This is a genomic window from Acinetobacter sp. 1424608 (assembly GCF_000588255.1).
GTDB classification, from domain to species: domain Bacteria; phylum Pseudomonadota; class Gammaproteobacteria; order Pseudomonadales; family Moraxellaceae; genus Acinetobacter; species Acinetobacter nosocomialis.
On the sequence record NZ_JFXL01000019.1, the window covers coordinates 49930 to 74758 of the forward strand.

General features: G+C 37.6%; 24 protein-coding genes and 2 pseudogenes. 11 read left to right on the forward strand and 15 right to left on the reverse strand.

Annotation, left to right across the window (positions count from 1 at the left end; all coding sequences use genetic code 11):
- Nucleotides 1–555: 555 nt before the first annotated feature.
- Entirely contained in the window at nucleotides 556–1251 is a 696-nt protein-coding gene (locus J678_RS19465) for an ESPR-type extended signal peptide-containing protein (RefSeq protein WP_017392685.1), read from the reverse strand.
- A 1181-nt stretch (nucleotides 1252–2432) separates the two neighbouring features.
- On the opposite strand from J678_RS19465, the gene lon reads away from it, so the two are divergent.
- The 4 genes from lon to J678_RS19485 all read left to right on the forward strand — a co-directional run bounded on the left by lon (nucleotide 2433) and on the right by J678_RS19485 (nucleotide 7811).
- Nucleotides 2433–4862, forward strand: a complete 2430-nt coding sequence (lon, locus tag J678_RS19470) for an endopeptidase La (RefSeq protein ID WP_004710036.1) — start codon at nucleotides 2433–2435, stop codon at nucleotides 4860–4862.
- A 300-nt stretch (nucleotides 4863–5162) separates the two neighbouring features.
- The gene (gene rlmH, locus J678_RS19475; protein WP_002054393.1) at nucleotides 5163–5642 is read left to right on the forward strand and encodes a 23S rRNA (pseudouridine(1915)-N(3))-methyltransferase RlmH; all 480 of its coding nucleotides are present in this window, start codon (nucleotides 5163–5165) and stop codon (nucleotides 5640–5642) included.
- A gap of 112 nt (nucleotides 5643–5754) precedes the next feature.
- Complete coding sequence (locus tag J678_RS19480) at nucleotides 5755–6531, forward strand: dioxygenase (RefSeq protein ID WP_004888192.1); 777 nt, start codon at nucleotides 5755–5757, stop codon at nucleotides 6529–6531.
- Between the two features lie 170 nt (nucleotides 6532–6701).
- Nucleotides 6702–7811, forward strand: coding sequence for an META and DUF4377 domain-containing protein (locus J678_RS19485; protein ID WP_025466087.1), 1110 nt, complete (start codon nucleotides 6702–6704; stop codon nucleotides 7809–7811).
- A gap of 54 nt (nucleotides 7812–7865) precedes the next feature.
- On the opposite strand, the gene gdhA is transcribed toward J678_RS19485, so the two are convergent.
- On the reverse strand, nucleotides 7866–9269 hold the full coding sequence (gene gdhA / locus J678_RS19490) for an NADP-specific glutamate dehydrogenase (RefSeq protein WP_004710040.1): 1404 nt from the start codon (nucleotides 9267–9269) through the stop codon (nucleotides 7866–7868).
- Between the two features lie 271 nt (nucleotides 9270–9540).
- Here gdhA and J678_RS19495 point away from each other — a divergent pair, with 271 nt between their 5' ends.
- Both J678_RS19495 and nth read left to right on the forward strand, forming a co-directional pair.
- Nucleotides 9541–10332, forward strand: coding sequence for an RnfABCDGE type electron transport complex subunit B (locus J678_RS19495; protein WP_002054379.1), 792 nt, complete (start codon nucleotides 9541–9543; stop codon nucleotides 10330–10332).
- Nucleotides 10333–11019: an endonuclease III gene (gene nth / locus J678_RS19500; RefSeq protein ID WP_002054431.1), complete on the forward strand. Its 687-nt coding sequence runs from the start codon at nucleotides 10333–10335 to the stop codon at nucleotides 11017–11019.
- Here nth and J678_RS19505 read toward each other — a convergent pair.
- The 4 genes from J678_RS19505 to J678_RS19520 all read right to left on the reverse strand — a co-directional run bounded on the left by J678_RS19505 (nucleotide 11016) and on the right by J678_RS19520 (nucleotide 13899).
- Nucleotides 11016–11195 carry a hypothetical protein gene (locus J678_RS19505; protein WP_002054380.1) on the reverse strand — a complete coding sequence of 60 codons (180 nt, stop codon included), beginning with the start codon at nucleotides 11193–11195 and terminating at the stop codon, nucleotides 11016–11018. The genes nth and J678_RS19505 overlap by 4 nt on opposite strands.
- A gap of 71 nt (nucleotides 11196–11266) precedes the next feature.
- Nucleotides 11267–11920 (reverse strand): adenylate kinase, encoded by a 654-nt coding sequence (adk, locus tag J678_RS19510; RefSeq protein WP_002054405.1) that lies wholly within the window; start codon nucleotides 11918–11920, stop codon nucleotides 11267–11269.
- A gap of 85 nt (nucleotides 11921–12005) precedes the next feature.
- Nucleotides 12006–13319, reverse strand: a complete 1314-nt coding sequence (locus J678_RS19515) for a membrane protein (RefSeq protein WP_004710044.1) — start codon at nucleotides 13317–13319, stop codon at nucleotides 12006–12008.
- A gap of 61 nt (nucleotides 13320–13380) precedes the next feature.
- Nucleotides 13381–13899, reverse strand: a complete 519-nt coding sequence (locus tag J678_RS19520) for a hypothetical protein (protein WP_002054381.1) — start codon at nucleotides 13897–13899, stop codon at nucleotides 13381–13383.
- Between the two features lie 236 nt (nucleotides 13900–14135).
- On the opposite strand from J678_RS19520, the gene mrdA reads away from it, so the two are divergent.
- Together mrdA and rsmD are read left to right on the forward strand one after the other, a co-directional pair.
- On the forward strand, nucleotides 14136–16154 hold the full coding sequence (mrdA, locus tag J678_RS19525) for a penicillin-binding protein 2 (protein WP_032027455.1): 2019 nt from the start codon (nucleotides 14136–14138) through the stop codon (nucleotides 16152–16154).
- Nucleotides 16154–16699, forward strand: a complete 546-nt coding sequence (gene rsmD / locus J678_RS19530) for a 16S rRNA (guanine(966)-N(2))-methyltransferase RsmD (protein WP_017392687.1) — start codon at nucleotides 16154–16156, stop codon at nucleotides 16697–16699. The genes mrdA and rsmD overlap by 1 nt, the downstream gene beginning before the upstream one ends.
- 73 nt (nucleotides 16700–16772) lie before the next feature.
- Here rsmD and J678_RS0104540 read toward each other — a convergent pair whose 3' ends face one another.
- The 9 genes and pseudogenes from J678_RS0104540 to J678_RS19565 all read right to left on the reverse strand — a co-directional run bounded on the left by J678_RS0104540 (nucleotide 16773) and on the right by J678_RS19565 (nucleotide 23048).
- The gene (locus J678_RS0104540) at nucleotides 16773–17231 is read right to left on the reverse strand and encodes a hypothetical protein (protein ID WP_016804901.1); all 459 of its coding nucleotides are present in this window, start codon (nucleotides 17229–17231) and stop codon (nucleotides 16773–16775) included.
- 57 nt (nucleotides 17232–17288) lie between these two features.
- Nucleotides 17289–17858, reverse strand: a complete 570-nt coding sequence (locus tag J678_RS19535; RefSeq protein ID WP_017392688.1) for a HupE/UreJ family protein — start codon at nucleotides 17856–17858, stop codon at nucleotides 17289–17291.
- A 9-nt stretch (nucleotides 17859–17867) separates the two neighbouring features.
- Nucleotides 17868–18482, reverse strand: coding sequence for an urease accessory protein UreG (ureG, locus tag J678_RS19540; protein WP_017392689.1), 615 nt, complete (start codon nucleotides 18480–18482; stop codon nucleotides 17868–17870).
- 26 nt (nucleotides 18483–18508) lie between these two features.
- Nucleotides 18509–19174, reverse strand: a complete 666-nt coding sequence (locus J678_RS19545; protein ID WP_002060172.1) for an urease accessory protein UreF — start codon at nucleotides 19172–19174, stop codon at nucleotides 18509–18511.
- A complete protein-coding gene (ureE, locus tag J678_RS19550; protein WP_002126865.1) occupies nucleotides 19161–19643 on the reverse strand; it encodes an urease accessory protein UreE in 483 nt (160 codons plus the stop codon). The genes J678_RS19545 and ureE overlap by 14 nt, the downstream gene beginning before the upstream one ends.
- Before the next feature lie 68 nt (nucleotides 19644–19711).
- Nucleotides 19712–21412 carry an urease subunit alpha gene (gene ureC, locus J678_RS19555; protein ID WP_017392690.1) on the reverse strand — a complete coding sequence of 567 codons (1701 nt, stop codon included), beginning with the start codon at nucleotides 21410–21412 and terminating at the stop codon, nucleotides 19712–19714.
- A gap of 37 nt (nucleotides 21413–21449) precedes the next feature.
- Nucleotides 21450–21758: pseudogene (locus J678_RS0104545) on the reverse strand (urease subunit beta).
- Between the two features lie 11 nt (nucleotides 21759–21769).
- A complete protein-coding gene (ureA, locus tag J678_RS19560) occupies nucleotides 21770–22072 on the reverse strand; it encodes an urease subunit gamma (RefSeq protein ID WP_017392692.1) in 303 nt (100 codons plus the stop codon).
- Between the two features lie 100 nt (nucleotides 22073–22172).
- The gene (locus tag J678_RS19565) at nucleotides 22173–23048 is read right to left on the reverse strand and encodes an urease accessory protein UreD (RefSeq protein WP_017392693.1); all 876 of its coding nucleotides are present in this window, start codon (nucleotides 23046–23048) and stop codon (nucleotides 22173–22175) included.
- A gap of 194 nt (nucleotides 23049–23242) precedes the next feature.
- Between J678_RS19565 and J678_RS19570 the strand changes: the two genes are divergently transcribed.
- From J678_RS19570 to J678_RS19580, 3 genes and pseudogenes are all read left to right on the forward strand, one after another.
- A complete protein-coding gene (locus J678_RS19570) occupies nucleotides 23243–23566 on the forward strand; it encodes a hypothetical protein (RefSeq protein WP_004710055.1) in 324 nt (107 codons plus the stop codon).
- A gap of 202 nt (nucleotides 23567–23768) precedes the next feature.
- A complete protein-coding gene (locus tag J678_RS19575; RefSeq protein ID WP_017392694.1) occupies nucleotides 23769–24248 on the forward strand; it encodes a copper resistance protein NlpE in 480 nt (159 codons plus the stop codon).
- A 99-nt stretch (nucleotides 24249–24347) separates the two neighbouring features.
- Nucleotides 24348–24829 (forward strand): annotated as a pseudogene (locus J678_RS19580) (IS5-like element ISAba31 family transposase); the annotation flags it as partial.

Here is a 24829-nt window from a genome sequence, read left to right on the forward strand (position 1 = left end):
AAACTTGACGCCTACATTTGTAAAGTTTTGCAATCAAAATAGTTAAATTGCTTATTTTTTGTGAAAATATCTTTTTTATTTTGAGAAGTAAATCACATTTTTAAATATCAAAATCAAACAAAGTCACAACAATTGTCAAATTTTGTTAACTTTTTTTATACTTAGAAAAAAATAGTAATTTAATCAATTTTTTAATTTTTCTTAACGTTAAAAATTAAAAACGCTTTTGTTACATTTTTTTACGATTAAGGTGTTTTTTGTCATTTAAATTCATTAATTATTTCATAAAAAATTTAAACTATTGATATTTATATTTTTGTTCTACTTTTACGTAGGTATAAGATATATTTAGACAATTTTTTATGATCAAATTCTAATATTTTCAATGCATTAATATCTTTCATATAAATATTGGCAGAGTTGTAAATAAGAAAATTTAAATAAAAATATTTAAAAATTCAAATAGATAAAAATATTAATTATAATTTTTCTTAGTTTTTTATAATCTATAAAAGTAATCCTTTTTAATAGGATTACTTTTATGTGGTAGATCATTTACCAGCTTATATTGACACGTCTATTTGGCGCTAAACATTCAATAAGCTGTGAATTATTTTTTCCTGCACATTGTTTGTATAGATCAGTTTGGCTATTCGCCTGTATCTGTATCCGTGTAGGATCAATACCTTGTTGAACCAATAACTTGGCAACTGTATTAGCACGCTGTGAAGACAATTCTTGATTATAGCTAAATTTACCCAATCGATCGGTAAAACCTGAAACAATAACTGGTGTTGTTGTCTGGCTTTTTTTGATCTGTTCAGCAATTTCCTGCACACTATGAACACCTTGTTCAACAGCATTATTATCAAATCTATCAAAGGTGAATAACACACTTGCTGCCCGCTCAAAAATTAAATTAGTATGCTCTGGCGACTGATTATACCCTCCCCAAGTAGCCAAACCTTCGCATGCCTCACCTTTCCAAAATAAATTTTCTGCCAAATATTTTTTATTAAAATCAATGCGTAACTGACAGCGTTGATATTGATTACTATTTGGTATACGTATATCTAATACATAATTCCAGACTTTTACTCCAAATAGTCCTTCATCGGTGGCTTCAGTAGAAGGCATCAAAGCATTATTTGTTCTTTGACTACGAGTTTTTGAATGACCCTTTGCAATTTCTGAAACAGCAACCCAAATTCCTAATGAAGCATTCCAAATTACTTTGTATATCTTATTCATATACTTACTCGCATTTTACAAAAAACAAACAATACTTACCTAAAGCTACACAAAGTTTCAAAAAACTAAAGGTATGAAAAATTTCGCGAAATATATCAAAGAAAAAATGAGAGGTAAATCACAGAAATTTAATGTAATGCGATGAAAAACAAGAAAAAAGAACAATATATAATCAAATAAATATAAAAAATATATTATGATTTTTTACTACAAATTTAACTTTGTAATTAAGTTCTGTATTTTTTAGGCTAGATAGATAATAAAAATAAAATATTGAGTTTAAATTTATATTTAAAAACTATCGTTTTACTTCATTAAAAAAATTTTAATTATTTCGATAAATAATTTTTTTAATAACTCATTGGTAAAGATATTCTTTGAAACATGAAGGGTAGATTCAAAAATTAAATGACTTACTAACCTCACCACACTTTTATAATTTTGAAAGATGATTTTTATATAAAAATTTAAGTATATCCTTTTTTGGTTTTTTAGCCTCATTTAAGGGGTAAACATTAGATCCTTTAAATTTATGAAAAAGTGAGACAAAATTCACAAAACAAAAATATTGATTAATTTTTAATTATTTGAATTTATTGATATATTTTAAAAGCAAATCATATTATCTCTATTGTGTTAATAATTTGTAAATTTATTTTAAAATAGAATAATAACTCTAAATATATGGTTATTTTTTATAAAATTAATAAATAAATAAACTCTTTAAAATACACTTGCACTCCATTAAAAATAGAATATTAACTCTAAAATAAATACCATTATTAATATAATTATTCTGTAATAAACACCTATTTAAAATACATATGTATATTATAAATAATAGTGCTGTTATACTACTAATAATAAATTATAAAATAAATGAAATTTTAAATATACTTAATAAAAATACCTATTATAAAATAAAACTAAATAAAGTATTTTTTGAAAGCTGGTCTCCTTACTTGTACGGCAAAGAATAATTATTAAGTAAAAATGCTCAGCTTCACTACAAAATTTCATTCTTCTTAAGAATTAATCTATTGATTCATAACATTTAAAAAAAAAAGTTGACTAAATTAGTCCTTTTTTCAACATTTTCTATTGTCATGCCCTTGTAATTTTTAAAATACACATCACTATAAAAAACATGGCAACCTCGTTGTCACTCATTAGGAGTGCCCATGTCTGAACTTATTATGAATGAAAAAACTGACTTAGAGCCTCAGGTTCCAAGTGTATTACCACTATTAGCCTTACGTGATGTGGTGGTTTATCCACACATGCAAATTGCGCTATTCGTGGGTCGTGAAAAATCGATCAATGCAGTTGATGTGGCTCGTAACAGTGACAATTTAGTATTTGTAGTTGCGCAAAAAGATTCGCTTACAGAAGAAATTGATCACGACAATTTATACCAGTACGGTACAGTCGCTAAGATTGTACAAGTAGTTAATCATGAAAATGATGAAAACTGCATTAAAGTACTTATTGAAGGCTTGCATCGTTCTAAGCTCACAAAAATTATCGATGAAGATAGTTATTTGACTGCTGAACACGATTTAAGCCCAATGACTATTAATGTAGATAAGGCAACTCAAGAAACTCGTTTACAAGAGTTACGTAACCTATTTGCTCAATATGCAGAAGCAAAATTACGTAATGCACGTGAACTGGTAGCTGCTGCCAATAAAATCGAAGACTTATTGCAATTGATGTTCTTCGTAGCAACTCGTGTACCTCTAAATATTGAAATTAAACAGAAATTTTTAGAGTACGATGAGTTTGAAGCTCATTTGCAAGAGTTGATGAACTACTTGATGAATCAATCTGCTGAACAGCAAATTGAGCAAACTTTACATGACAGCGTAAAACGCCAAATGGAAAAGAACCAACGTGAATACTTTCTAAATGAAAAAATGAAAGTCATTCAACGTGAGCTTTCCGATATGAATGGCGGTGCTGAAGATGACGTTGCTGAAATTGAGAAACGTCTTGCTGAAGCTGATTTACCTGAACATGTACGTAAAAAAGCTGAAGCTGAGTTCCGCAAACTTAAAGCAATGCAGCCTGCATCTAGTGAAGCTGCTGTGGTACGTAACTATCTAGAAGTGATTTTAGATACACCGTGGAACAAAGCAAGTAAAGTCAGTATTAACTTAAATAAAGCTCAAGAAATTCTTGATGCTGACCACTATGGTCTTGATGATGTTAAAGACCGTATTGTTGAATACTTAGCTGTTCAATCACGTGTGAAAAAACTCAAAGGTCCTATCCTTTGTTTAGTAGGTCCTCCTGGGGTTGGTAAAACTTCACTCGGTGAATCAGTAGCTAAAGCAACAGGTCGTGAATTTGTTCGCATGGCGCTTGGTGGCGTACGTGACGAAGCAGAAATTCGTGGACACCGTCGTACTTATATTGGTGCGATGCCAGGTAAAATTGTGCAGTCTTTAACAAAAGTTGGCGTGAAGAACCCATTGTTCTTACTCGACGAAATTGACAAGATGGCACAAGATTACCGTGGTGATCCAGCTTCTGCATTGCTTGAAGTACTTGATCCATCACAAAACAGTAAGTTCAACGATCATTATTTAGATCTTGATCTTGACCTTTCTGAAGTAATGTTTATTTGTACTGCGAACAGTATGAATATTCCAGAAGCATTACTTGACCGTATGGAAGTCATTCGTCTACCGGGTTATACCGAAGATGAAAAAGTAAACATTGCTGAACGTTACCTTGTTCCTAAAGCAATTAAGAACAACGGATTACGTCCAAAAGAGTTAACAATTCATGAAGAAGCGATTCGTGACATTGTTCAACGTTATACACGTGAAGCTGGTGTTCGTAGTTTAGAACGTGAAGTTTCTAAAATTGCGCGTAAAGTGGTAAAAGAAGCCGTAAGTAAAAAGTCTAAAAACTTACAGCTTGATGTTACCTCTGCCAATCTTCCTGAATACCTAGGTCCACATAAATTTGACTTTGGTATTGCTGAAGATGAAGCACAAGTAGGCCGTGTAAATGGCTTGGCATGGACTTCTGTAGGCGGCGAGTTACTTACTATTGAAGTTGCAGCTGTTAAAGGTAAAGGTAAATTTATTACAACCGGTTCACTCGGTGACGTAATGAAAGAATCAATTACCGCAGCAATGACTGTAGTACGTACACGTGCTGATGAACTTGGTATTGAAGCATCTCGTTTTGAAGAAACTGATGTACACGTTCACTTACCTGAAGGTGCAACTCCAAAAGATGGACCATCTGCTGGTTTGGCATTAACAACTGCACTTGTATCAGCATTTACAGGTATTGCGATTCGTCCAGACATCGCGATGACAGGTGAAACAAGTCTTGGTGGTCGTGCGATGCGTATCGGTGGCTTGAAAGAGAAACTTCTTGCTGCACATCGTGGTGGAATTAAGCTTGTCTTTATTCCTCAAGATAACGTTCGTGATTTGGCAGAGATCCCTGACAATGTGAAAGAAGGATTAGAAATCAAAGCTGTGAAAAGTATTGATGAGATCTTGCCTTTAGCATTAACTTCAATGCCAAAGCCTTTACCAAAAACACCGATTGTAAAACCGGTGGAAGGCTCAAAAGCAGCACGTCACTAATTAAAAAATAAAAAAGAGAGCTTCGGCTCTCTTTTTTTTGTTACACAATTTGATTGAAAAATATCCAACCATCCTCATAATAAGAAGTAAGAGTGATTAATTTTATTATTTACTCTTATCTATCCTATGTTACAGATAGCCTTGTTTTTATTCTCTATGATCATCTGAACTCCAGACAGATGATCATTTGATCGCAGTCCAACACTGTTTTTTGGACTGCGTTTTTTATGCTCACTTACTCCCCCGCAGTTATTGTCTCCTCAGGTATAATACGTCAGCTGTTTTGACTGAATAGACCACATGAAAATTCGTATTCTGACCATTGGTCAAAAAATGCCTGCTTGGGTACTTACTGGTTTTGAAGATTATTTCAAACGCATCCAACCTTTTGTTCAGACTCAAGTGATTGAACTTCCAATGGCAAAACGCGGCAAAAATGACTCAGAAGCAGATATTTTAAAATACTGCCAAATTGAAGGTGAAAGTATTTTAAATGCTTTAAAACCCAACGAGACACTTATTGCTTTAGAAGTTGGCGGACGCGAACTCAGTACAGAAAAACTAGCTGACACCATGAAACAATGGATGCTTGAAGGTAATGATGTTGCACTGGCTATTGGTGGCCCAGATGGCTTGTCTGATCAGGTACGTAAAGCTGCTGCCTGGCATTGGTCACTCTCAAAACTTACCATGCCTCATCCTTTAGTTCGTGTTTTATTAATCGAACAACTTTACCGAGCAATGTCTATTAATCATAATCATCCTTATCACCGTGCATAAAAAGAACAAACGTTTCATTTTAAGAACAATCCGTTGAAATCAGGATACTTTTAACATGTCCTGATTTTGGCATAATGACTATTATTCTGCTTTTCAACTCAGGTGTAATGAAATGGAACTACAAACCCTTCCCGGACTGTTTATTTCACATGGTTCACCCATGCTTGCACTTGATCCAGAACAAGTGGGCCCTGCCTTACATCGCCTTAGTGTGAATCTACCTACCCCAAAGGCAATCATCGTGATGTCTGCTCATTGGGAAAGTAAAGCGCTTGAAGTAAGTAGTTCAACACGTCCAGAAACATGGCATGACTTCCGTGGTTTCCCGCCAGAGTTGTATGAGATTCGCTATAGCGCACCAGGTCAACCAGAACTTGCCGAAGAAATCTTAAAGTTGTTGGCAGATGCTCACTTCGTTGCTCATGCCAATAGTACCCGCCCTCGCGACCATGGTGTATGGATGCCTCTTTTACATATGTATCCAGATGCAGACATTCCTGTTGTTGAGATTTCCTTACCAATGAGCTTAAGCGCACAAGAAATTTATAGAATTGGGCAAACACTTGCGCCTTTACGTGAAAAGCAAATTTTATTGATTGGTTCTGGAAGTATTACCCATAATCTTGCTGAATTGTCATGGCAAGGTGATAGTTCAAAAGTTCCTGAATGGGCTTCAACGTTTAGAAATACTGTTGTTAATAAACTTTCTCATCAAGATTACGATGGCGTGTTGGAATGGCAATCATTGCCTTATATAAAACGTAATCATCCAACTCTTGAACATTTTGCACCGTTATTTTTTGCAATGGGAACTGGCCATCGTTTTACGATTGTTCATAGCAGCTTCACAATGGGCTCGTTAGGTATGGATATATACCGTTTTGATTAATTTTTAGGAAATACCCCGTTTTTGCGGGGTATACCACTATTTTTATTAAAAATTCGAATAATTTACAAACTTATACATTTTAAAAACCGAAACAATCATATGTTTACATTTTATTTTTTTAAGAATGTTTTAAGCTTAGTGCTGTTGTTTTTTTACTTGAAGTTTTTTAAATGAAAATTAAATATTTAATTCTTGCGTTGTTACCTTTTTCTTTGATGGCGTGTCAAACAGTTTCAAATACTCAAGCTCCAATTGTATCTGAGCAACAACAAAATCTTGCAGCAACTTTAAGTGAATATGCTTGGACTTATCAAAATGTAAAAGCTTCTAAGCCACTTGTTCTTAATTTTAATACAGATGGTAAATTAGCAATTAACACAGGTTGTAATGGTCAAGGTGGTACTTGGAAAGTTGAAGGCAACCAACTTGTAACCTCTCCTCTCGCATCGACAATGATGGCTTGCCAAGACGATTTAATGAAACAAGAACAATTGTCTAATAGCATCTTTAGTGAAGCAAAATTGCCAATCGAAATTAGTAATAGCAATGGTCAGGTAATCTTAAGCGTGACAGATAAAGCAGGTCAAAAGCATATTTTCCAAGGTGTAAAAGCAACTAATACTCAAGCTTTAACTGATTATTCATGGTCATACCAACCTCAAAATACTAAAAAGCCGATCGTTCTTAACTTCACAAACGACCGTTTGTCTATCGCAACAGGTTGTAACCGTCAAGGTACAACTTGGAAAGTTGAAAACAATACCATCGTAACTGCTGATGTCATGTCGACAATGATGGCGTGTGAACCTGCTTTAATGAAACAGGAACAATTCTCTAGCAGCCTGTTCCAAAAACGTGCGATTCCATTTGAACTTAATACGACAAATGCTGATCAACCAACATTAACAATCCTTGATGCTCAAGGTCAGAAATATACTTTCACAGGTAAAATGACACCTGAAGCAAAATACCAGTCTGAAGGTAAAACTGTTTTCCTTGAAGTAGCACCAGAAACTAAATCTTGTACGGGTGTTGCGCCACAAACTTGCTTGCAAGTTCGTGAAGTTAAATATGATGACAAAGGCGTAAAAACTTATGCCGACAAAAACTGGTCATTATATTATGGTCAAATCGAAGGTTTTGAACACAATCCAAACCAACGCGTAATCTTACGTGTAAAACGTTTTGAAGTGAAAAACCCAGCAGCTGATCAATCTAGCCAAGCAGATGTGTTAGATATGATTGTAGAGCAAGAAATGGTTAAAAAGCCTAAAAAATAATTTTTAGACTAAAAAAATCCGATGCAAAAGCATCGGATTTTTTATTTCTATATTTTAATAAATACCTTGTGCAAGCATGGCATCAGCAACTTTTACAAAGCCCGCAATATTGGCACCATCTACATAGTTCACAGTACCGTCTTCTTTTGTACCGTATCTTACACAATTGGCATGAATGTCTTTCATGATTGCATGTAAACGTTCATCGACTTCAGCATGTGTCCAACCCAAACGAATTGCATTTTGGGACATTTCTAAGCCAGAAGTTGCCACACCACCTGCATTAGATGCTTTACCAGGGGCATATAAAATCTTAGCTTCAATAAATTGTTCAACAGCTTCAAGTGTAGATGGCATGTTAGCGCCTTCAGCTACACAAATGACACCATTAGCAATAAGTGTTTTAGCATCTTCGCCTGTTAATTCATTTTGTGTAGCACATGGTAAAGCAATATCTACAGGAATATGCCAAGGGGTTTTACCTTCAAAATATTCAAAACCATGCTTAGAAGCAAACTCCGAAATACGCCCACGCTTAACGTTTTTCAGCTCCATGACCTCAGCAAGCAACTCATCTGTAAAGCCATTTTTTAGATAAACAGTACCGTTCGAGTCTGACAAGGTAACCACTTTCGCACCTAAGAACATTGCCTTCTCTGCCGCATATTGCGCAACGTTACCAGAACCAGATACTGAAACAGTTTTACCAGCAAAAGATAGCCCACGTGTTTTTAGCATTTCTTCTGCAAAATAAACCGTACCATAACCTGTTGCTTCCGGACGCATTAAGCTACCGCCAAATGAAATTCCTTTACCAGTAAATACACATGCCGTGTCATTACTGAGCTTTTTCATCATGCCAGCCATGTAGCCTACTTCACGCGCACCCACGCCAATATCTCCAGCTGGAATATCGGTATTGGGACCTAAATGACGGTAAAGCTCAATCATGAGTGCCTGACAGAACCTCATAATTTCAGCATCAGATTTACCTTTAGGGTCAAAATCTGAACCTCCTTTTCCTCCACCCATCGGCAAAGTAGTCAGTGAGTTTTTAAAAGTTTGCTCAAATCCTAAAAATTTTAAAATAGATAGGTTGACCGACGGATGGAAACGCATACCGCCCTTGAATGGACCAATTGCTGAATTGTATTGAACACGGAAAGCACGGTTTACTTGAGTCTGCCCTTGATCATCCATCCATGAAACACGAAATTGAATCACACGCTCAGGTTCAACCAAACGCTCTAACAATCCCTGCTCTGCATATTCCGGATTTTTTTCAATGAATGGCCACAAACTTGTCATGACTTCTTCGACAGCTTGTAAAAACTCAGGTTGATGCGGATCACGCGCTTGCACGTAATTCAGGAATTCATTTAGATTGTTATATTTCAATGCACGGTCCTCAGCATAGTAATGAATTAAATTGGTGCAATACATTTTAAAATGCATCATTTAGCAGCAAAATATTAAATCTCTTTCCATCAATTTTAACAATAGTTATTTTAAATTATTTTATTTTACTTAATTATCATAAGCTTAATTTTAGAAAAACTATCTAAAAATCAGAAATAGTCATTTATCTTCTCAGTTTTATTGATCTATTATTGTGCAATATTAGCTACATTTTAGGTCAATCAAAAAGCCAATAAATTCGTTAAAATCCATTGACCTTACTTAGGTTTTTCTTCATTATCGCATCGTTTTAAGCAAGCTATTTTCCTCTATGAATCCATCTATTTCTCTCATACGCGAGATTGATGCGTTATTACCACAAACACAATGTGGTCTGTGTGGGCACCGTGACGGTTGTCTACCTTACGCAAAGTCCATTGCTGAAGGTGAAGAAGCAAATAAATGTGTTCCTGGTGGACAGCCAGTGGCAGATGCGCTCGCAAAATTATTAAATCGCTCATCGTTACCTGCTGAAACAAGTGTCTGGCCTGTACAAGCCGATGGACGCCCGCAACGCATGAAAGCGATTATTCGCGAAGACGAATGTATCGGATGTACAAAATGTATTAATGCTTGTCCTGTAGATGCCATTATTGGTAGTGGTAAGCTCATGCATACCATCTTGACTGATTTGTGTACAGGTTGTGAGTTATGTATTCCACCCTGCCCAGTTGACTGTATTGATCTGGTCGAAGACACTCAAGCTTTACCAAACGAACAACAGCGCATTGCAGAGCAAGATGATTTAAGACAACGTTACTACGCGCATATTCAACGCGAAGAAAAACGTCGTATACATCGTAAAGGGCCTGTTGTACGCGCTGAAATTGATACACAACTTTTTGCACAGTTTTCCCAAGCACTTGATGATTTACCTTCAATTCAAATCATTGAGAAGCCAAAAGAAGCGGTTGTAAATGATGCAAAAACTACGATTGAATTAGCTAAAATTCGCACACAAATTAAAAAGTTGGAAAAGCAGCTCAGTGTTCGAGAAGATGCAAAAAAACGTCTTCAACTTGATGAACTACAACAGCAACTCATTCAATTACAGGAGGTCTGAATGGCCGTAAAAAACATGACGAAAAAGCAGATTCAAATTTTCTTTGAACGCCTTCGTGAACAAAGACCTTCTCCAGAAACCGAATTAAAATATTCATCACCTTTTGAATTATTAATTGCCGTCATGTTATCGGCACAAGCAACCGATGTTAGCGTAAACAAAGCAACAGATAAGCTTTATCCTGTCGCCAATACTGCTGAAAAAATCTATAACTTAGGTGTAGACGGTTTAAAAGAATATATAAAGACCATTGGCCTTTATAACGCGAAAGCTGAAAATGTTATTAAGACCTGTAAGATTTTAATGGAACAATTTAACGGTGAGGTTCCAAGCAACAGAAAAGACTTGGAAGCTCTACCGGGCGTAGGACGTAAAACAGCCAACGTGGTTTTAAATACAGCATTCGGGCAACCAACTATGGCTGTCGACACACACATTTTCCGTGTGGGAAATCGTACTGGCTTAGCAGTAGGTAAAAATGTTCTTGAAGTTGAACACCGTTTAGTTAAGGTAATTCCAAAAGAATTTATTATAGATGCACACCACTGGCTGATATTACATGGCCGTTATTGCTGTATCGCCCGTAAACCGAAATGTTTCGAGTGTGTTGTTGCTGATGTATGTAACTGGCCAGACCGCTTTGAATTTGGCGCCACAAAAGCAATTCCAACAAAAAACCTCAGTTAATCCTGAGGTTTTTTAAGTTGCTGCAATTTGGGATGTAGTTGACGTTCTCGTCCGTTCTTTTTATTTTCCAAAGCCTGTTGTTTCTGCACATGACGCAACATTTTTTGACTTTGATATAGTAAAAATAACAATAGTGCCAGACTCAGCAATACCACTAAAATCAAAATGATTTTCATATCGTTCTCCCGCACTCAATGAAAGAAAAGAGCCCTCATAAAGAGGGCTCTTTATCACAAATAATATTAAATTATTTGTCTAAGATGTTGAACAAATCTTTTTGTACATCTTCAATAGTGCGCAAGCCATCAAGCTTGTCATAAGTTGGCGCATTTTCACCAGAAGCAGCCCGGCCTTGATAGAAACCAACTAATTGCTCTGTTTCAGTATGATAAGACGCTAGACGCTTACGGATGGTTTCTTCTTGGTCATCTGGACGTTGAACAAGATCTTCACCAGTTTCGTCATCTTTACCTTCCACTTTAGGTGGATTGTATACAGTGTGGTAAACACGGCCAGAAGCTGGGTGCTGACGGCGACCAGAGAGACGTTTTACGATTTCTTCGTCAGGTACATCAATTTCAATCACGTGATCAATGCTGATGCCTTCTTTTTCCAATGCTTCTGCTTGAGGAATCGTGCGTGGGAAGCCGTCAAAAATACAACCATTCACACAGTCCGGTTGAGCAATACGTTCTTTTACTAAACCAATAATGAGTTCATCTGAAACTAAACCGCCAGATTCCATTACACTTTTAGCTTTTAAACCTAATTCAGTACCTTCACGAATTGCAGCACGGAGCATATCACCGGTTGAAATTTGTGGGATATTGTAGCGCTTACAGATCAACTGAGCCTGAGTACCTTTGCCTGCCCCAGGTGGTCCGAGTAAGATAATGCGCATAAAAAACATCCTCATTTAAAACAATGAATGTGAGGTCTGGCAGATTTAATTTCGTTGATCCTGATAGATCCTGCCCGACTTCGAATTATAAGAAAGCCACAAACAAATGTATTGTACCAGCAATAAATCCGGTTACCCCACCTAGTACAATAAGAATCCACTCGTCCTCTTGGAATGCTGGACGTAACAAATTCTGAAACTCTTTTGGTGTCAGTTCACGAATACGCTCTTTAAACATTTGAAAAATCTTCTGTGCCCGGCTTGCATTCAGTGCAGGGTCACATACGGGTCCCATCGTAATTTCAATTGAACGATCAATCAAGTCCGTCTTTAATCTTGCGTACTCTCTTGGGCCCAAAGAAAGCTGTAAAGATGTACGAACAAGTGGAGTTTCCATAATTTCGTTAATATGACGTTTAACAATACGACGTGTTTTGTCCTTGCGTGAACCGTACATCATTTCTGTCATAATCGATTTTAACGTAATTAGGTCTTCTGTCACTACACTAGAAAAGACTTCAGAGACTTCTTCTTGACGCTTCATGAAAGCACCTTGGAAATTATAGGTACCGATTCGTAAAACAGGCACAATCCAAGGGAACTTGCGATCTTTGGTTAATCTAAATATTTGCGGATAACGAACGTAATGTGGCTCAATTGGGTTAAATACCATCCAGATTGCAATCCAGTTGGTTAAAAAGCCCCAAATAGATGCCCAAAATGGTACCGTCCAATGCCAAGGTACAACAAACCAGACAACCATCTGAAAAATACCGAAGAACATCCCGATTAGAGCACTAATATGCCAAATAAAGTTGATTTCTTTTTGCCCAACTTTTAAAAACATACGTACCATTAAACGGCGGTCACCTTCCATTTGGCTCACCACCATTTCACGCATATCAACCAGTGACTCGACATTCATGGTCAGTTCAGTCACTAATTCTCTTAGCACACCTGGTAACTGCTTATGTGCTTGAGCATAAATACGGCGTTTAATCGAATAAGGTAAATTTTCCCAAAGCACTGCATTTCGATCGATCATCACTTCATCAATCAAATGCTCAAGTTCAAATCCGACTTGTTCACCAATAATACGTGCCATGTCTTCAGGGTCCATTGCCTCTAAAAACTCACGCAAAGAACCTAACTTAGATAGAGTATTATCAGTAATAATTCCTGAGATACGCCCTGCTTTACGTGGCACAATACCTTGCCAGCCGACTGGTAAAGGACCTAAATGGAATCCCCAAAACTTGATTGGGTAAAACACCATTTTTAAAGCCATCCACACATGTGCCCATGTGACAAAGGCAGTGACCGGAATGATACTCAAAACGGCCCAAAAATCAGGTCTGTGTAAAAAGGTCTGCCACAATCCGCTGACGTACTCTAACATGTAAGACTCTCGTATTTATTTGTGCTCTGCTTATGGCGAGTTAACGATAAGCTGCTTTGTTTTATAAACCAAAACTTAGAGAATAAGAAAATTGTATTTGCGGTTTTGTATTGGCAGCAACGGCTCCATTTTGATCAGTTAATTTTTCAGCTGCTCCAATACCCACACTAAAGGTACTAATCCTTTCTGAATTCAACAATACATATGCCAAATCGACACCAGCACCTAAGCGAGATTTATAATCTCCGTCTACAGATTTGCTATCAAGATGTCCAGCATAAAAGCCAATATAGTAACCATTCTTATCAGTTCCGGTAAGGTAGTAAGGATAGCGAAATCCGACTTGTCCACCGGCAGTTTTATCACCATTTAAAAATGCACCAACTTTTGCATAAGCAATCCCATAAGGATTTACCCACTCACCATTGAGATGTAACAATTTTTGAGTAAAACCTGCGCCTACATTCCAAGTCGCTGCTTTATGATCTGCTAATTTTGCTTCTGGAAGAAATGAATAATCTTGAGCATGAGCCCAACTACTTACTGTCAAAACTGCAAGTAAGGGATAAATTTTTCTCATTATTTTCTCCATTTTCCCTAATCGTATGGTGAGAACAACCCTATTCTATTGAATGAGAGACTTTAACAGAATTATTTTGCTTCTTATATACAAGACTCTACAATTTTGTTGTCTACAAAGTCAAAAAAGCCAATTTGTTTCTTCACTGAAACTTTGAAAATTATGCAATATTTTAACTGCGCTTGCGTTAGAATAAGCAGCTATTTTTCTCATCCTATGTCATTAAGTCGATCCGTATGAAACAGCACTTTCCTTTAAAAGATATCCAGCAAGAAAAGCGCATTTATCGAGGTCGTATATTTTTTGCCGTAGGTCTTGTGATTATTTGTCTATTAGTATTAGAAAGCCGATACGCCTATCTACAAATTTTTCATTACGATGAGTTCTCGACCGCATCGGATAAAAACCGTATTCGCTTACAACCTCTCCCCCCTGCTCGTGGTTATATTTATGACCGTAATGGGGTTTTACTTGCCGATAATTACCCGGTTTTTACCGCAACATTAAGTAAAGCAGACGTTGAAGATCCTGATGCAGTTATTGAACAATTACAACCCATTTTAGAGCTGACTCAAGAAGATGTAGACCGCTTTAAAAGTCGTATTAAAACGGCGCGTAAAACTGAACGCGTAGCAATTAAGCTAAACTTAACCGAGACAAATATTGCCAAGTTTAGTGAAGTTAAATACAAATTCCCTGGGGTTAGAATTGAAACCCAAATGACGCGCTATTATCCGCATGGTGAGTTGTTTGCTCATGTGATTGGATATGTGGGCCGTATTAACGATAAAGAATTAAAAAGTATTGATAAAGATTTATACGCTGGAACAAACCTGATTGGTAAAATCGGCGTAGAGAAAAGTTACGAAGATTTACTTCATGGAACACCAGGTTATGAATCTGTAGAAGCAGATGCTCATAGTAATGTATTGCGCCATTTAGGACGTAAAGACCCAACTCGCGGTAATGACCTGTACTTATCATTAGATTATGGTTTACAAGTCGTAGCATCACAGCAACTTGCTGGACGCCGTGGTGCAATTGTTGCGATAGACCCACGTACAGGTGAAATTCTTGCGTTGGTTTCAAGTCCAAGCTTTAACCCAAACTTATTTGTGACGGGTATTAATCATAAAGATTATAGCTCGCTACGTGACAACATCGATCAACCTCTTTATAACCGTGCTGTTCAAGGGGCATACCCTCCCGGTTCGACCATTAAACCAATGGAAGCGATGGGCGGTTTACATTATGGTATTGTGGACTGGTCTACTGCTATTTCCGATCCGGGCTACTTCCATTTACCTGGAGACTCTCATAAATTCCGTGACTGGAAAAAAACTGGTCATGGCATCGTGAACATGCACAAAGCCATTATCATGTCTTGCGATACCTATTTTTATATTTTGGCAAATCAAATGGGCATCGACCAGATGAACCAATGGATGCGCCAATTTGGCTTTGGTCAAAAAACAGGTGTCGACTTACCAAGTGAAAGTGAAGGTTTATACCCAAGTCCAGAATGGAAAATGCGTACACGCAAAACTAAATGGATGAAAGGTGAAACAATTTCCGTCAGTATTGGTCAAGGTGCATTTACTGCAACTCCATTACAACTTGCAATGGCAACTGCTATTACAGCGAATCACGGCTCTCATGTAGTTCCACATGTTTTACGTGCATCGCATGGTGCAAAACCTTTTACAGTCCGTAATGCGCCTGATGGAAAAATTAATTTCAACGGTACAGACGAAGACTGGGTAAAAATGCGAGAAGCCATGATTGATGTAATTCAATCAGGTACTGGACGTGGTATCCGTACATCGCTCTATCAAATTGCCGGAAAAACAGGTACGGCACAGGTTAAGAGTATTGCGCAAGGTAAACGCTACAACGAAGCTGCGCTTAGTGAACGCCAACTTGACCATGGTCTTTTTGTTGGGTTTGCACCTGCCGATAAACCAGAAATTGCTATTGCGGTCATTTGGGAAAATGGTCGTCATGGTGGTTCCGCAGCTCAACTTGCTAAGCCAATATTTGATTACTGGTTATTAACCCGCAATAAAAATCCAATTCGTCCAGCCAACCATCAAGTTAATGGTGGCCTTATGACAGCCGGAATTAAACCGGGCGAGCTTCCAAGTGGCGGCGAAACTGCTAGCTCTACTCCAGCAGCTGCTACAACTACCGCAGCAGCAACATCTGCTCCACAAGCTGCTCCTGCTCGCCCTGCTACAAATGAGATCGATGAATAATGAAAAATCAGTTGCGCATTATTGGGGGCGAATGGAAAAGACGAGTTTTGCCATTTGCCAGTATTGAGGGTTTAAGACCAACCCCAGATCGTGTCCGTGAAACGTTATTTAATTGGCTCATGTGGGACATTCAAAATGCTCAGGTTCTCGACATCTGTACAGGTTCTGGTGCATTAGGCTTTGAAGCACTTTCGCGCGGTGCCGCATTTGTTTATATGATTGAACCTGATAAGACTCAAGCACGATTTTTAAAAGAGAATATCCAGCTTTTAAAAGCGCAAAATTGTCATTTAGTTACTGCAACTGCCCAACAAGCGTTGCCGCGCTTAAAAGAACAGTTTGATGTAGTTTTTTTAGATCCGCCTTATAGCCTCGATTTATGGCAAGAGCTCGCTCACTTGGCAGATTCACATATTAAAAAGAATGGATACATTTATGTTGAAGCTGACCGAGATTTATCTCAGCTTCAACTTCCTGCAACATGGCAACAAGTTAAAACCACTAAAGCTGGTACAGTCCACGCAGGTCTTTATCAGAAAATCTAATCATGTAGAATTTTTATAACGAATTACTTTAACTGATCTATTTGTCTGAATTAGATTATTTTAATTTTGCATTTCAGAATAAATAGATTGTAAAAAATCGTATGAGTTGACCTCGGTCGTAAGGAAAACTCGAAATATATTCATAACCAATTTTTAGTCTTGGATTAACACTATAGTTAACTCCATACCCAAATGAAATGGATAAATCCTGAATATTAATATGATTCGTTAAACCAGCGATGTTTTTGCTGTGAAGTTGCCCCGTATCATAGGCTGTATAATTATAAATCACCCAACGCTCATTTGAATAAAATTCGTTTTTAAGCACATTATAGTTATTAATTTCATCATCATGCTCAATTGCCAACCGCCTTTGTTCCAAGTTTAAATCTGATTCATCTAACAACTGATCTGTATTTAATAAAGCAGAATCATCGCTTTCTGGTTGAAAAAAATCATAAGCCTGAACATATCCACTATAAAGCATAGTGATCACTGTAAAAACAGTATAAAAAATTTTCTCTACACACATTTTATTTTGCAAATTCAAAAAGGTAGCTTAAAGCTACCTTTTTTTGCAAGGTTTTAATTAACTTAAACCAATGACTGCTACAATTGCTGCGCAGGTACCCATAATTTTTTTTCCATAAGGTACATATCGTGTAAATACTGCGCCTAATGCAAGTCCAGCACAATAGATAAGTGCCATACCGGTAACCATACCAGTTACTAATGCAACAATATGCCCTGCATGTGCTAACTCAACTCCATGAGCTACTCCATGGAAACTTGCGAGTAAAGCAGCAGCCATAGGCCATATCCGATTTGATTTTGTCCATAATGCAATCGCTGTAACAATCAAAGAAGCAATAATCCCATATTCAGCGATACTCTCTGGTATTAGACCTTGGGCACCTACTAAAAAGCCTACAATCAAAGCAATACTTAGAGTAATGATACCGGCAATTTTCCATTGTTTAGCTGCTGACCATAACAAGATACCAAAACCTAAAGCCATCACTAAATGATCGAGACCAGTAAAAGGGTGAATAAAACCTGCTACAAATCCAGAATGCGTATGATCATGACCCGGGTGTGCCATGGCTAATGCCGGTAACATGCTAAGGAGCCCAATGCCCCATTTCTTAATGAAGTTCATAGTTACTCCTTAAGCTTTAAACAGCCCTTGCTTCTCAATAAATTGAATAATTTCTTCAACCCCATCTTGTGTTTTCATGTTTGAAAATAAAAATGGTTTTTCACCGCGCATGCGTTTAGCATCTTGGTCCATCACATCAAGATTTGCACCAACCATAGGTGCGAGGTCAGTTTTATTAATAATCAGTAAATCTGATTTGGTAATACCTGGTCCACCTTTACGTGGAATTTTTTCACCACCTGCCACGTCAATAACATACAAGGTTAAATCAGAAAGTTCTGGGCTAAATGTTGCGGCCAAATTATCACCACCGCTTTCAATAATAATGAGTTCTAAGCCATCAAATTTCTCACACAAATCATCAATCGCGGCCAAGTTAATTGAGGCATCTTCACGAATTGCTGTATGAGGGCAACCACCTGTTTCCACACCCACAATACGATCTGGTGACATCGCTTCATTACGGGTTAAAAAGTTTGAGTCTTCTTTGGTATAAATATCATTTGTCACTACAGCCATATTGTATTTATCACGTAAGGCACGGCATAAGTTAAGCGTAAGTGCTGTTTTACCTGAACCGACTGGTCCTCCAATTCCAACTCGTAATGGACTACGTTCTGTCATGATTTTTATCCTTTTATTTCCTAATTTTAAGATCTGAATAATCGTGAATATTGTGTTTCGTGTTTCATACTCAGCATGGCATAGCGAGGTAAAGCACTACTCAGTTGCTCATCTTTAAGTTTTAAAGCCTTCTCTACAGCGTGTGGTACTCGCCCATGCAAATGCCACAAAATTCTTTGTCCTGCCATTTGTCCCAATGGAACTGTTTTTACGGCTGCTAAAACCTGATTTTCTAAAACAGTAAAGGTATACGCCGTGAGTACATCAATATCTTTAAGCTCTAAACGCCCACAAAGCTGTGCATAAACAGGTACAAAACCAAACTGCTTTTTAACCTCAACTGGCTTTTTCAAAACATCTTTAATCCATGCATTTAAAGAAAATGCGAGTTGCTGAGATTCAGCAAGCAGCTCTTTACTTTCTCGGCTTGCCTTATACAAATGTGCCCAAGTCAAGAACTCGTCTGAGTCATCATAATGTTGCATAAGACGCTTAAGTACAGGTAACTCAAAGCGTACCAACAACATTTCAAGCACTTCTTCAAAGTAAGCAATGGCAGAGCTTTCATCGTGTATTAAGCCAATATCAATGGCTGTTTCTACACCTTGTGAATAACAATACGCTCCAACTGGCAATGCCGTCGAAGACAGTGTCAGCAGTTGAAGTAATTGCGCTGCGTTATGAATGGACATGGTGCAAAGCTTTGATTGGGCTTAAACGATGATCATGGCTATGCTGTGCATAGGCACCACTTTCAGGCTCGAACGGATGATCGGTTTCTGTCACAGTAAGCCCCAAACCTTCTACCATTTCAGCAAGTACATGATCAGGCTCAAAATATAAAGCTGTTGGTGTCAGCATTAATGGCACATGTCGGTTACCTAAATGATAGGCCGCTTTAAGCAAATCAAATTCAGTCTGAGCAGTAACTTGCATTAACCGTTCAGGTTTTGCATCAACTCGCAATACATCGCCCTCTTGCGTTGCAATATATGAACCACTACGCAAAATGCCAGTACGAGGCAAATCCGCACCGATATCTACGCCACTTGCTAAAGCCGCTCGAAAACGTGATTTCTGACGGGTATCAAACGTTAGCTCAACCGTTTCAAATGTCTGATCAGGAGAAATATCTTCAAGACGTTGGGTGTAAATTTTCATTTAGCTTTTCTCTCCTTACTTATTTCTTTCATATAAGTTAATGAGGCAAATCACCTCTATAAAATTCATTAAAATAAGAAATAACGCTGTGCCATTGGTAACACGTCAGCAGGCTCACACGTTAGTAATTCACCATCTGCTCGTACCTCGTAAGTTTCGGGATGCACATGCATAACTGGACAATATGTATTGTGTTTCATATCGGCTTTGGTAATTGAACGCGTATTTTTACATGGGCTAATTAACTTTTTCAGATTTAGTTTCTCAGCAACTTTTTCATCAATTGCTGCTTGAGATAAAAAGGTAATACAAGTGTTATGCACACCACGCGGATAAGCCCCAAACATTGGACGGTAATGCACAGGTTGAGGGGTTGGAATGGAAGCATTAATGTCACCCATCGGTGCAGCTGCAATCATGCCACCTTTAATAATCATGGAAGGTTTTACGCCAAAAAACGCAGGCTTCCATAACACTAAATCAGCAAGTTTTCCGACTTCAACCGAACCGATTTCATGGCTTAAACCATGGGTAATTGCTGGGTTAATTGTATACTTGGCAATGTAGCGTTTAACCCGATTATTATCATGAAGCTCATTGTCACCCTCTAATGGGCCACGTTGTACTTTCATTTTGTGGGCAGTTTGCCAAGTACGTAAAATGACTTCACCCACGCGTCCCATCGCCTGCGAGTCTGATGACATCATGGCAATTGCACCTAAGTCTTGTAAAATATCTTCGGCAGCAATAGTTTCACGGCGAATACGACTTTCTGCAAAAGCAATATCTTCGGCAATTGCTGGATCTAAATGGTGGCATACCATGAGCATATCTAAATGCTCGTCAATGGTATTAATGGTATAAGGTCGTGTTGGGTTGGTCGAAGATGGCAAGACATTACTTTGCCCAATTGCTTTTAAAATATCGGGAGCATGTCCACCACCTGCACCTTCAGTATGGTACGTATGAATGGTACGATCTTTAAAAGCTGCTAGGGTTTCCTCTAAAAAACCACCTTCATTTAAAGTGTCCGTGTGAATTGCGACCTGAACATCATACTCGTCTGCCACACTCAAGCAGTTATCAATTGCTGCTGGTGTTGAGCCCCAATCTTCATGCAGTTTTAACCCAATTACGCCAGCCTTAATTTGCTCACGAATAGGGTCAGGTAAACTCAAATTCCCTTTGCCTAATAGACCAATATTCATAGGCAAATCATCAATCGCCTGCAACATGGTCGCAATATGCCAAGGACCTGGAGTCACTGTGGTTGCCGAAGTTCCGGCTGCTGGTCCTGTACCCCCACCTACCATTGTTGTTGTCCCAGACATCAGAGCGGTTTCAACTTGCTGCGGGCAAATCCAGTGAATATGAGTATCAATACCACCAGCTGTTAAAATTTGCCCTTCACCCGCAATCACTTCTGTCGCCGCACCTAAAGGAATGGTAATGTCGGGTTGAATATCAGGGTTACCGGCTTTTCCTATTTTCCAGATTCGTCCATTTTTTAAACCTACATCGGCTTTAACAATTCCCCACCAATCCACAATTAAAGCATTGGTTATGACTGTATCGGCAACTTCATCAGCTAAAAGTTGCGATTGCCCCATCCCGTCACGAATGACTTTACCACCGCCAAATTTAACTTCTTCACCATATGTCGTTAAATCTTGTTCAACCTCAATAAAAAGCTCTGTATCAGCTAGGCGAATACGATCTCCAACCGTTGGACCAAACATCTCAGCATATGCACGACGTGACATTTTCATAATTTTTTACTCATATCTTTCATTATGGTTGTTATGTTTAATCCAACTTACCCATAACTCGGCCTGCAAAACCATATACTTCTCGCTTACCAACTAAAGCAACAAGCTCTACTTCTCGACTTTGTCCCGGTTAAAAACGAATCGCAGTCCCCGCCGCAATATTTAAGCGAAAACCCTTTGCTATCTCACGATCAAACTGTAAGGCATCGTTTGCTTCATAAAAATGAAAATGTGAGCCCACCTGAATAGGCCTGTCGCCAAGATTAGCCACTACAACTTTTAAAGTTTCTCGTCCGACATTCAGTTCAATATCAGTGTCTGGAGTAATAACCTCACCGGGGATCATAAGCGTTCCTTTTATACTATTGGCTGATGAACAGTGACTAATTTCGAACCGTCAGGAAAAGTTGCTTCGACCTGAACCTCAGCAATCATTTCCGCTACGCCATCCATAACATCTTCACGCTTTAATAAAGTCGTCCCAAAGTGCATAAGTTCACTCACCGTCATTCCATCTCGAGCACCTTCAAGTAAGGCTGCCGAAATAAACGCAACAGCTTCTGGATAATTCAGCTTTAAACCTCGTGCTTTACGACGCTCAGCCACCAAACCTGCGGCAAAAATGAGTAACTTATCTTTTTCTGTTGGATTGAGTTCCATATCTCTTTCCTAATAGCATCTAGTTTTCTTTAAGCAAAATGCGTGCTCAAAAGCAGCATACTTGTTTTAATCGTTTTTAAAATACGCAATTTAACGTAAATTAAGTTTTCCAAATTCTTGGGAATTCCTCATCTAAATCAAACCAATACCGTCTTAATCTTGCCCTTATAGCCGCGAAAGCATCATGGCAATGTCGCACATCATTTCCTAAAAACCGCGCACACAGCACATCTTCTAGTAACGTCAAAGTCACAGGCACATCCATACGCATAATGAGTTCACGAATGAGTTCAATATGTTGCTCTAAATAAAATGAAGAACGGAATTTTGCTGGCGGTACAGCCCAAAAACTTGCCATTACAGCCAGATTATTCATTCCTAAACATGAGCTTAACCAGCGATCTCCCCCCTCAAAATATAAAGTATCGGCAACTAGTAATTTATTCTCACGCCATAACTTAAATTGATTGTGATAACTTCCATGAACAAAATTCTCAGCTCGAGCCTGTCGGCCCAAAACCAGCATATCCCATCCAATAAAACTTGCTGTTTGTTCAAGGTGAATATGTGTTTCCGAATGTGCTACAGCACCATCAAACAACATCGTTTCTTGTGGCATCCACTCTAAAATAGAGTCATTTTTTACAGTCAGATAAATATGCTGAAAAGCCTGTTTACCATTGGTTCTATACCATTTCCCAGCCCCAGGTGTGGTAATAACTGCATGTGCCTGCTCTGCTGTTTCAATTTGGAAAGTAAGATGATCCCCTCCTGCAATTCCTGCTGGTGGATGAACAATAATAGCGTGGCAAACTCCAGTTTTTTCGGGCCAGAGCATTTTTTGCACCCGAACAGGGCCATGATGTTTCCTATGACTCATTATGGTGCGAGAATTTTTAAAACTAAAACCAAGCTCTAATTGTGCATACCAAAATGGTGCTAAAGAAGTTTGAGAAAATTGCTGAATCCGATTCATTTTGGCTCATTTTTAATAATGGCTTTTTTAATAAGCAAAATATGCACCAAATACAAAAAGAGGTCATTACAAACTTAGAAACAATTTTTTTATTTTAATGAGTTAAAAAATAGTCAATGTCTAACATAAAACCACAGTAAAGCATGGAATTATTTATACAATAGCGCCCATCCTCGCTCTTATAAATTTTTTCCATGAAAATCTTTTTCGTGTTAGTACCTTTTGTATTTTTAACTGGGTGTATTTTTGGCCAATCTAGTGAGCTCAAACGTGCAGAAAAACTATTAAATAATTTTCAATGTAAAAATGTTGAAACCAGTGAAATGCCTACAAGCTCTATCAATTCTTATTACCAACAAACTTTAGCCGTGAGTAAAGATAAAGCGACCTCTTATGTAGAAAGTTATAAAGAGGGTGAAGAATTATTCGCTATGCCTTTAGATGAAGTGGTAAAGAAGCAATATGAACTTTATAAAGCAGCATGCGACTCTCTAGGTGGAGTTTCTGCACAGCCATAATTAAAAACAGGTATCCATTAAATCACTCGAATGGATACCTCTACCCACCAACTTAATTTTAAAAATTACTATTAAAAGGTTCCTAATAAGCATTCACTTTACCTTTTGATAAAATTAAGCAACATAGTAACGCTTTTATTTTATTTTCTTTTTTTCTAGGCTTTAAATACTTTTTATTTTTTATTTTGAGGTTTTAGTCATTATGAAAAAATCATTATTAGCAATTGCACTTATGAGCACTCTTCTTGTCGCATGTAATAAACACGAAAATAAAACAGAGACAACTTCTGATGCATCTACCCCTGTACAAACTACTGAAGCAAGTAATGCTGTTGCCGTAGATACTGAACATACAGCAGAGAACTCTCTCGACTGGAATGGTAAATACAAAGGAACACTTCCTTGCGCAGACTGTGAAGGCATCAAAACTGAATTAAAATTAAAAGATGATAAAACTTATGAGTTGACTGAAACTTATTTAGGTAAAGGTGATACAAACCCATTTGAAACACACGGTAAGTTTGCTTTCGATAAAGACAACACTTCTGTTATTACCTTAGATGATAAAGCTCAAAACCGTAAATTCTTTATTGGTGAGAATACTGCTACTGCATTAGACATGGAAGGTAAAAAAGTTGAAGGTTCTTTGGCTAAACATTATGTGTTAAAAAAAGAAGACTAATAAATTTTTTCAATATAAATAGGGTGTGTTGACACTTTTAGCTTAAAAAAATAGCGAAGTAGTAAAATCAAATCGCCAAACCCAATTTTACTATTCGCTATGCCTCGTACCATGCTGACAGATCAACACTGGCAAAAGTTGAAAGTTATTCTGCGTAATTTATCCATTCACCACAACTCAAATTTACGCAATTTTATTGAAGCTATTCTCTATAGAATTAGAACAGGCTGTCCGTGGCGAGATATTCCTTGCTGTTTTGGTCATTCAAACTCTATTTTCAAACGTTTTAATCGTTGGTCAAGCAGCGGTAAGTTTCTTAGATTATTCAAATTACTAGCCTCATGCCCCGATATGGAGTGGATTTTTATTGATGGCTCTCATGTACGTGCTCATCAACATTCTGCCGGCATAGCGAATCAATCTATTTCTAAAAGTGTAGGAGGAAACTCCTCAAAAATACATTTGATTGTTGATGCACATGGCAATCCTATTGATTTCATGATTACCGATGGAACCACACATGATGTTAAAGTTGCACCTGATTTAATATCAACATTAGATTTAAAAGAGACAAAAGTGGT